This is a genomic window from Cloacibacillus sp. (assembly GCA_036655895.1).
GTDB lineage: Bacteria > Synergistota > Synergistia > Synergistales > Synergistaceae > JAVVPF01.
On sequence record JAVVPF010000117.1, the window covers coordinates 1 to 1482 of the forward strand.

Sequence of the window (1482 nt, forward strand, 5' to 3'; positions counted from 1 at the left end):
ACGCGAGAAAGAACGCACCGCGCCGGTCGTCGCGTCTATCTCATAGTCGTATTCCGCGCCGCCCGCGTAAAACTCCAATTCATATTCCGAGTGTCCCAACTCCCTGTCGAGTTTCATCTTTGTGAACTGCGCCTGCTGTGCGGTGACGCCAGCGTGCTTCAGCGCGATTTCCTTCGCCTTTGCCTCGCCGATGAAGCTGGCCGCGTCCGCACAAACGGCTCCGATCCCAAGCGTCGCCGCAACCGCAGTGACCGCGATGATGCCTATAAATTTTTTCATTGTGATTCCTCCTTGATTTTTTGTAACGCCTTACATGGGGCTAGTATAATTGAAACGTTAGGAAAAAACATTAAATTTTTCACAAAAAATGCTAAGTATAAACTGAGATTTTAGAACCGCTCAAGGTAAGCAGTTTTATTTGCCGCAATAGCAATAATTTTGCGTTTGTGTTAAATTTATATAAAACAACGGGAGGGCGGGTGTCGCTTATGGTGACGGCGGACAATATGATCCTCTTCGTATCGGCTATCCTTCTTTTTTGCATCGTTTTCAGCCGAGTTCTTACAAAGATCGGGATACCGGTCCTTGTTTTCTTTATATTTGCGGGCATGTTCCTGGGGTCGGACGGCGTTGGCGGAGTTTATTTCGACGGCGCGAAGCTCGCGGGGAATATCGGAAACATCGCCATCTGCTACATTTTGTTTGCGGGCGGGATGGCGACAAGGTGGGGCTCCATAAAGGACGTGCTTGTGCCGGGCACGCTGCTTGCCACCGTGGGCGTCGTCATAACCGCGGTCCTGGTCGGTGTGGCCGCACATTTTCTAGTTGGCTTTACGCTCCTTGAGGGGCTTTTGCTCGGTTCTGTGGTCTCATGTACGGATGCCGCCTCAGTATTTTCAATTTTGCGTTCAAACGGGCTGAACTTAAAGGGGAACCTGGCGCCGCTGCTTGAACTTGAAAGCAGTGCGAACGACCCCGCGGCCTATATGATGACGATAGCGACGCTTGCGCTGCTGCTCTCTCCAGAAAAAGGCTTTTTCTCCCTTGCGAAGATGCTTTTGCTGCAGGGGGCGGTCGGGCTTACCGCGGGGTATATTTTGGGGCGCGCGGGCGCGGAGATAATGAGCCGGGTGCGCCTTAGCAGCGATGGACTTTATCCCGTGGTCGCGGTCGTCATCGCCGCCTTCATTTATTCCGCGGTGCAGATAATGCACGGCAACGGTTTTCTTGGGATATACACGGCTGGCATCGTCATGGGCAACAGCGCCATGCACCATAAAAAGGCGACGGTGCGTTTTTTTGACGGTTTTTCGTGGCTCATGCAGATAACGGTCTTTTTGACGCTGGGGCTGTTGGTCTTCCCCTCTCAATTGCCCCCGGTGATGATCCCCGGCCTTATGATATCGGCCGTGCTGATGTTTGTCGTGCGCCCTCTTGCCGTCTTTCCGCTGCTTCACTTCTTCGACTACTCGTTTAAAGGAA

General features: G+C 52.6%; 2 protein-coding genes. One reads left to right on the forward strand and one right to left on the reverse strand.

All coding sequences use genetic code 11. From position 1 onward, the window contains the following. Positions 1 to 279 (reverse strand): PepSY domain-containing protein (locus tag RRY12_13205; GenBank protein ID MEG2185632.1); only part of this gene is annotated, 279 nt, incomplete at its 3' end. 209 nt (positions 280 to 488) lie between these two features. On the opposite strand from RRY12_13205, the gene RRY12_13210 reads away from it, so the two are divergent. After that, positions 489 to 1482 (forward strand): potassium/proton antiporter (locus RRY12_13210; GenBank protein ID MEG2185633.1); only part of this gene is annotated, 994 nt, incomplete at its 3' end.